5 protein-coding genes are annotated in these 7452 nt (G+C 66.2%); 1 reads left to right on the forward strand and 4 read right to left on the reverse strand.

All coding sequences use genetic code 11. From position 1 onward, the window contains the following. Window positions 1–181 precede the first annotated feature (181 nt). From BGN95_RS06640 to BGN95_RS06655, 4 genes are all read right to left on the reverse strand, one after another. Window positions 182–670: a DUF4279 domain-containing protein gene (locus BGN95_RS06640; RefSeq protein ID WP_286772028.1), complete on the reverse strand. Its 489-nt coding sequence runs from the start codon at window positions 668–670 to the stop codon at window positions 182–184. Between the two features lie 66 nt (window positions 671–736). Beyond that, on the reverse strand, window positions 737–1324 hold the full coding sequence (locus BGN95_RS06645) for a T6SS immunity protein Tdi1 domain-containing protein (protein ID WP_286772029.1): 588 nt from the start codon (window positions 1322–1324) through the stop codon (window positions 737–739). Between the two features lie 13 nt (window positions 1325–1337). Further along, the gene (locus tag BGN95_RS06650; RefSeq protein ID WP_286772030.1) at window positions 1338–5525 is read right to left on the reverse strand and encodes an RHS repeat-associated core domain-containing protein; all 4188 of its coding nucleotides are present in this window, start codon (window positions 5523–5525) and stop codon (window positions 1338–1340) included. Window positions 5526–5630: 105 nt separating this feature from the next. Continuing rightward, on the reverse strand, window positions 5631–5969 hold the full coding sequence (locus BGN95_RS06655; protein WP_286772031.1) for an SDR family NAD(P)-dependent oxidoreductase: 339 nt from the start codon (window positions 5967–5969) through the stop codon (window positions 5631–5633). A gap of 375 nt (window positions 5970–6344) precedes the next feature. Between BGN95_RS06655 and BGN95_RS06660 the strand changes: the two genes are divergently transcribed. Further along, the coding region (locus tag BGN95_RS06660) for an ROK family transcriptional regulator (RefSeq protein ID WP_286772032.1) at window positions 6345–7452 on the forward strand (1108 nt) is incomplete at its 3' end.

Below are 7452 nucleotides of genomic sequence, written 5' to 3' on the forward strand. Positions count from 1 at the left end.
CGACTAGTATTCCGGCCTGCATGAGCCCCCCGTTCGGTTCACTTGAATCGGCCAATCCCGCCGAGAAGTCACGTTGGTCCGCCCCGCCCCAGGACCTTCGCGCGCGGCCTCGGGACAACGGAACGCCCCGATGGATAGCCGGACCCGTGCCCCCAAAACCCAGTCAAGCTCCGGATACCCCCTACTCATAGAAGTACTGATCGATCGAGACACTGAACCCTCCAGCGTCTAGCCAACGCACCGCGCTGGCATCGAGACGAAATCCCGTCGAAGCGCTGTCAAACTCCCCGACCACTTCCTGCACGATGTCCAGTAGGCATGTCGCACCGGAATCTCGCAGACTCCGGAACTCGCCGGCAAGTTCGATGCCCAGTGCCTCGATCGCTGCCGAGAGCCCTTCCGTACCGAAGTGACGCGAGTCCAATGGCGAGAGTTCGCGCTTCCAGACCGACTCGATTCGCGAACCCCCGCCTGGCTTGATCGGTTCACCCGCGGAATCAATATTGTCTGGGGAAAGTGACAACCGCGCCGCGATGGCGCCCGCCGACAAGTCGCGGGACGTGACAACCAACCACGCTCTCACTGCCATGTCGACCGCTACCTCCCCGGAAACTGCCCCACCGTCAACGAGCCGCGACTCCTCAGATTGAGTTCCTTGAAACAGGGTCAAGACCAACGCCGATCGACCGGGGACCGCTCACGCAGCCAAGAGGAAGCGGGGCATCTCGTTGGTTGGTCACTCGATGCCTACTCGGCCCACACGCGTGCCGGGGGGAAGGCCGCGCGTCTTGACCCGAAGCTGTCCGAAGACGGTCCAGTAGACGGACAGGTCGGTCAGCTCAAGGTTCGAGACGTCATCGACCCCTCCAAGAAAGAGAGGTCTCCGATAGCCAACGCATTCGTTGAAACCAGGCTCACCACCACCAGCACCGAGCCACGCCGAGAAGAACGATTCACCGAGGGCCGCATCGGTGTACTGCACAATCTCCTCGTCAAAGAAGCCCTCAAGGTCCGCGGGAATCTCCAGCACCTGACCGGTGCCGATTTCGAACATCTGCACAATGTCGCGTGCATCACCCAGATCGACGGAGAACTGGCGACCAGCCCAATCGAAGGCAAAGCAGGAAACGCGCCCCACATACTCCGGGTAGGCCGCCTGAACAAGCTCTGCCGCCGCGGTCGCGGACTCGATCGTGTGAACCCGAAGGAGGCCACCTCCGATCGTCAAACCCCCTGCGCTCTCGAAGAGATCGGGTAACGAGCCGACGTCGATCCTCCGAACGGATTCGTCGGCACCAACCCGCTTCACAAGATCGTCAAACATATTGCCTCTTCTCCTAGCGCTCGCCAATCGTAACGCCGCGAATTCGAGTACCAAGCGGAACCCCTCGCAACTGCAACCCGATCTGGGCTCCAAGGCTTCGATTGACTGATGCATCAAGTGGAGACATATTTGAAACGTCATCCGCGCCCCCGAGCTGCAGATCAATAATGTGGTCGACATCAGCACCCGGATCAATCTCTCCGCCGGCCGCCCGATATCTCGATGCCGCAGACGAGCCCTGGCGAAGCGATTGCGTAACCATCAACTCATCGCTGCCGTTGAGGGCTTTGACCTTCGCATCGGCGGCGGCGCGCTGAGTTGACGTCCACCCTTCCTTATAGACCAAGGCCAGGTCGAGGCCATCCTCGTTCGTTGCAATTGACCCCGTCGCGACACCGACATCGGCGGCTGCGTCCGCCGCCGACGTGAACTCTGCGGCGGCCGCTGGGACGGTGACCGTGTCGGCTCCGTCGACGATGGGGATGAAGGCCAGCCCGACCGAGACGACCGTCAACCCGACTCCCGCGGAGATCGCTGCCGCCTGCGGCGACGGCTTACCGTAGGCGCCGCCGTAGTTGTCCCACGAGCCGTGAGCGGAGCCCGGCGCACTGCGCTCGAGACTTTGCAAGTACGAGGCCCGGTTGTATGACCTCAGCCAGGCGGTCGTATTGCCCGTCCCGTTGACCTTCGCGTACATCGACGCCACCGTCGACGCGCTCGCCGCCGTCACACCATGCCCGAGCGCACAGTTCACGTTGTGGGTGAGAGCACCCGTATCCGCCTCATAACAGTCCCCGGACGGGTCGGTGTTCGTGACCGGGTCGTTCGCCGCATACGAGTACCCGTTCACCTGCTGCGGATTCCCGGTCGCCAACACCGGGTCCGCCGAGACGAACCTGCCCAACGTGGGGTCGTAGAACCGGTCCCCCAACGATGTGAGCCCGGTGTCCACGCTGGCGGGCTTGTTCAAGAACCCGAACCCATCACCCCACACCCCCGAGCTGGCACCGACGCCGTTGCCGAACGGATCCCGGTACTGACTCGTCGTCACACCCGAGGTCGCCACCGTCTGCGTGTCGACCGTGGCATCCACATCGCTGTACAGCCACACGAGCGAGGAACCCGTCACCCCGGTCGTGGTGGTCCGCTCCACCGGCGACGCACCATCCTGTGTGTACGTCCGCACCCCCGACACCGCCCCGGAAGCATCCTTCGTGAGCACGGTGTCGCCGAGGAACAGCTTCGCCCCATCCACCGGGTCCACCTGCAGAAGGAGCGACCCGGACGCGCTGTACACATCCTGCTGCGTACCCGCACCCGTGGTGACGCTGGCCACCCTGCCGTTCTCGTTGTAGGTCAACGTCTGACCCGGCGCGGACGTCGTGTTCCCATCCGCGTCGTACCCATAAGAGCCCGCACCCGTCGACGTGTTACCCGTCACCGTCGAGACCGCATGCGGACGCACAGCCCCCGCCGCCGGATACGTGTAGTTCGCCGTCACATCCGACCCGCCACCTGCGGTGGCGTGCACCGTGGCGCTGGTCCGGTTGCCCGCCGCCGTGTCGTACGTGTACGTGTCCCACAGCGGGGCGGGACCCCCGAGCACTGCCGCCGACGGAGTGGTGGAACAGTCCGCCCCGCTGCCCGGCGTGAACACCTGCGTGAGCTCACCCAGACCGTCGTGGGCGTAGCAGGACACCTCGGTCGTCGCGGTCGGGTACGTCGTCGTCTTCGTCTGCGACGTGATCTCCCCCGCGTCATCCCGCGTGTACGCCCGGTTGGCGATACTGTGGCCGGCCCCGGCGAACGTCGCGGTGTCCTGGATGCCGGTCACTGCACCGGTGGCCTGGTCGTAGCCGTAGCTGGTGTAACCCTCATACAGCGGCGAGGCGACTCCGTTCGGCACGTACCGGTCGAGCGAGGCGAGCTGACGGATCGGGGTGAAGGCGCTGAGCACGGAGAAGTCAGGCGCGGTGAGAGAGTAGACACGCCCGTCGGTTGTGAAGCCGTACTTGTACCGCTCGGACGGCAGCCCCCCGACAGCAGGGTCGGTCTGCGACGCCAGCTGCTCGTTGACGGAGTAACTGTTCAGGACGTTGTACGTCGTCCCACCGAACGCCGGCGCCGCGGCGGGGATGCTGAGCGTCGTGGACGTCGGCTGATCGGCAGCGTCATAGCTGTTGACAGTCGAGGTGTACGCGGCCCCGGGGCTGCCCGGCGTGGATCCGGTATAGCTCGAGGCAGCGGTGAGGTCGCCCTTCGCGACGGTGTCGTACGTCCAGGATGCGAGGAGGCTCCCCGACGCGGTGCCCGCGTACTGCGCGGTCTTCCGGTTGAGAGCGTCGTACGTGTACGTGAGCAGCTTGCCCCGGGCGTCAGTGGAGGTGAGCTGATTACCGCCATCGTCGAACGTCGCGGAGGTGATCCCGGTGTCGGGGTCGGTTGCGCTGATCTGGTGTCCGAGGACGTCGTAGCTCCACGACCACTGGTTACCGGCGGGGTCGGTCATCCCGGTCATCGCGCCCGACGCGTTGTACGCGTAGGTCGTCGCCTGACCACTGCCGCTCACGGCGTTGCCGAGGTACTGGACGAGCTTCGTCTTCTGGCTGTCGCTGTTGGTGAAGACGCTGGATGCGGTGCCACCGGACGGCGGGGTGATGTCGGCGCGGTCGGCACCGAGATAGGCCGTGTCGGTCTCGAACCGCTTCACTCCTGTGCCGTTGGTCACGACCTTGGTCGGGCGTCCGGCGGCGTCGAAGCTCGTGTGCACCTGCGACGGGATCGTGGCTTCGTTGGATGCCACGAACAGCGTCGTGGAAGGAGAGACGGACGTCGTCCAGTAGGCGTTGTCCTGCCAGTCCGCCCGACCGGCCAGGTCGTACCCGGTGGACGTGACGATGGTGCCGCTGCCGTCCGCGAGAGTCTGGGACTGGACATGCTGTCCGAGCCCGTCGTAGAGGTCGTAGTCGACGTTCTGGCCACCGCCGGTGAGTGACGTCGTCGCGATGGCGTTCGCGCCGGTCTGCGACAGCGTGTACGCGTACTTGATGGAGGGACTGGTTGGGTTGGCGGACTGGGTGTGCTGGGGCAGCCATACCTGGGTCCGGCGACCGAGCGCGTCGTAGGTCGCCGTCGTCAGGTGGCCGTTCTGGTCGGTGACAGACGTCTCCGCTCCCCATTCGGGGTTGTAGGCGGTCGTGGTCGTCCAGCCGAGCGTGTTGGTCACCGTGGTGCTCGTGAGAGCTCCGCTGGTGGCGGGCGTGTAGGCCGTCGATGTGGTGTGGTTGAGGACGTCCTTGCTGCTCGTGACGCGGCCGAGTGCGTCGTAGCCGAGCGTGGACATCGTCACCCAGTGCGCGACCCCGCCAGGGTAGGAGTCGACGGCGGTCGTGCTCGTGACGTCGCCGTGGCTGCCGATGACACCGAGCGCCGCGTTGTCGTAGTAAGCACGGGTGTCGCTGATGAGATCCCTCGGGAAGACGGCGGATGCGAGGTTCGCGCACGCGACACCGACCTTCTGCACCTCTTGCGGGAGGCCCCGGATGCCACCGCTGGGGGTCGCGTAAGTCGTGGTCGTGCAGGTGGGGGTCGCGTCCGACGGGACCGTGGAGACCGTCAATGGCAGCCCCGTCGCCGAGTCGAAAGTGGTCTTCGTATCGATCGTGCGGTTCCCGCCTGTCGAGACCGGTTCCGTTGTCACGGCGTGCTGGATGTCGACGAAACGTGCCGTGTTGACGCCGTCGTTGCTCGTGACCGGCGACGCCCACGGGGTGTTGACGGTGTCGGAGAGCACGGTCCCGCCCACGCCGAGCAGCGTCTTCTGCTCATACACCTGCCCCGCGAACCAGCGGGAATCCGGGATGCTCGTCCCCTTCACCGACACCGACTTGGTGCCGCCGGTGGTGGTCGCGCGGTCTCCATCCATGCCCTGGTAGTAGGTGTAGTCGGTGACCTGCTGCGACGTGGGGGTATTCGAGTCACCCACCCGGATCTGCAGGCTGTCGACGCCGGCGTACTGGTTCCAGGTGCGTTGCGCCTCGGGAGTGATGGGAGATGTGTCGTACCGCCACCGGGGCGTGCCGTAGACGTAGTCGGTCTCGACCGGGTTGTCCAGCGGCCCGCCCGTGGTCGGGTTGCTGACGGTGGAGGAGATGACGTACTTCTGGAAGAGGTCCAGTTTGGGCGTCTGTGCCCCGATCACGCCCGGCACCCACCATTGCGGGAAGCACCAGCTCGTATCGTTGGGCAGGTGGCGCTGCGGCCGTTCGAGTTCGCGACACTCCGCGCCCGTCGCGCGTGAGGGGTGCTACATGAGCCGGGAGGTCAGCCCGCCGTCGACGACGAACGCGGACCCGGTGACGAAGGACGCCCCCGGTCCGAGCAGGTAGGTCACGGCGTGCGCGATCTCCTCCGGTCGGGCCATCCGCCCGACCGCCCCGGCGGGCGGCGCGACCGTCACGCCGTCGCGGGCGAGCTGCTCGCCATGGGCGTCGGACATCGCGGTGTCGACCGAGCCGACGACGACGGAGTTGCAGCGGATGCCGGCATCCGCATACTCCACGGCGGCTTCCCGGGAGAGGGCGACGATGCCGCCCTTCGTCGCGGCGTATGCCGACGTGCCCGGAACCGTCGCGAGAGCATGCACGCTCGAGCTGGGTCCCCGTGTAGTAGTTCCAGAACGTGAGCGTCTTCTTCGCGTCGCCGCCCGACCCGCCGCCGTTGCTCTGGATCGCGCACCCGCTGACCACGAGTGCCAACGCTGTGACCGCTGCCGCAGCTGCAACTCTGAACCTGCGATGAATTCTCATCGTGTGCTTCCTTGCATCTTGATGTGCTGAATGGGATGCCAGCATGCGAACGCCCGCCGACGCAATGATCGTAGGAACTAATATCGTCGCCTGTCAACGTTTTTAATTACTTCGTCGCCATAAATATCCCGAGGAGATCTGTCCACCCCTCTCAAGAATCCCCTAATATCGCTGACGAGACACATTAATCCGGCTGCGAAAGGAGTGCCTCGATGGGCTCCGCATCCGCTCTGCCGTCGCCGACGATGGCTCAGCTCGAGGGCTCGGGGCAGCTGCTCGAGCTCATCCGCCACGGCAAGGCGGTCACCGTCACGCAGATGGCCGGCGCGATGGGGGTCGCGCGCTCGACGATCCTGCAGCGTCTGGCGTATCTCGAGCAGTGGGGCTTCGTGCAGGCTGAGATGCAGGTCCTCGGCGGACGCGGGCGGCCTGCGACGGTGAGCTCGTTCGCTCCCGCCTCGGGAGCCGTCCTCGCCGCCCAGATCGGTCTCACCGGATATCGTGCCGCCGTCACCGATCTGGCCGGCGACACCATCGCGGACCGCTTCGAATCCGTCGACGTCGCCGTCGGTCCCGAGGCGCTGATCGACGCGGTCGTCGGAACGTTCGACGCCCTCATCGCCGAGGCCGGGATCGACCCCGACAGCATCGCAGGCGTGGGCGTCGGAATCCCGCGCACGCTCGAGCTCCAATCGTTCGCACGGGCGCGGGGGGGCGGTGTGGACTGGAACTCGGCAGCCTTCCGCGACGCCCTGCACGCTCGCTTCGGCGTGCCCACCTTCATCGACCTCGACGTCAACCTGCTCGCCCTCGCCGAGCAGCGCATGTCCTGGCCCGACGCCGAGGTTCTCGTGTGCCTCAAGCTCGGCACCCTCATCGACTCCTCCGTGGTCGTGCGCGGCGAGCCTGTGCGCGGCGCCGACGGTCTCGCGGGCGAGCTCGGCCACATCAAGGTCGAGGGCAGCGATCAGCTGTGCACATGCGGATCGATCGGATGCCTCGAGGTGGTCGCCAGCGGCTCCGCGCTGGTCCGCGACCTGAGCGCGGCCGGGTTCGACGTCTCGCACGTGACCGACGTCCTGCGACTGGCCGGGGAGGGCGTCCCCCAGGCGATGCACGCCGTCCGCGAGGCAGGACGGCGCATCGGCTCCGTCCTCGGCCTGGTCGTCAACCTCCTCAACCCGATCGCGGTGACGGCATGGGGATACCTCGCCGAGAGCCAGCTCCTCTTCGCCGGCATCCGCGAGACCCTGTACGGGGCGGCGCTCGCCGGAACCACCGAGCGCCTGGAGCTCGCCAGCACCTCGCTCGGCGACCTCG

This window comes from Sphingomonas sp. 66-10 (genome assembly GCF_001897045.1).
GTDB lineage: Bacteria > Pseudomonadota > Alphaproteobacteria > Sphingomonadales > Sphingomonadaceae > Sphingomonas > Sphingomonas lycopersici.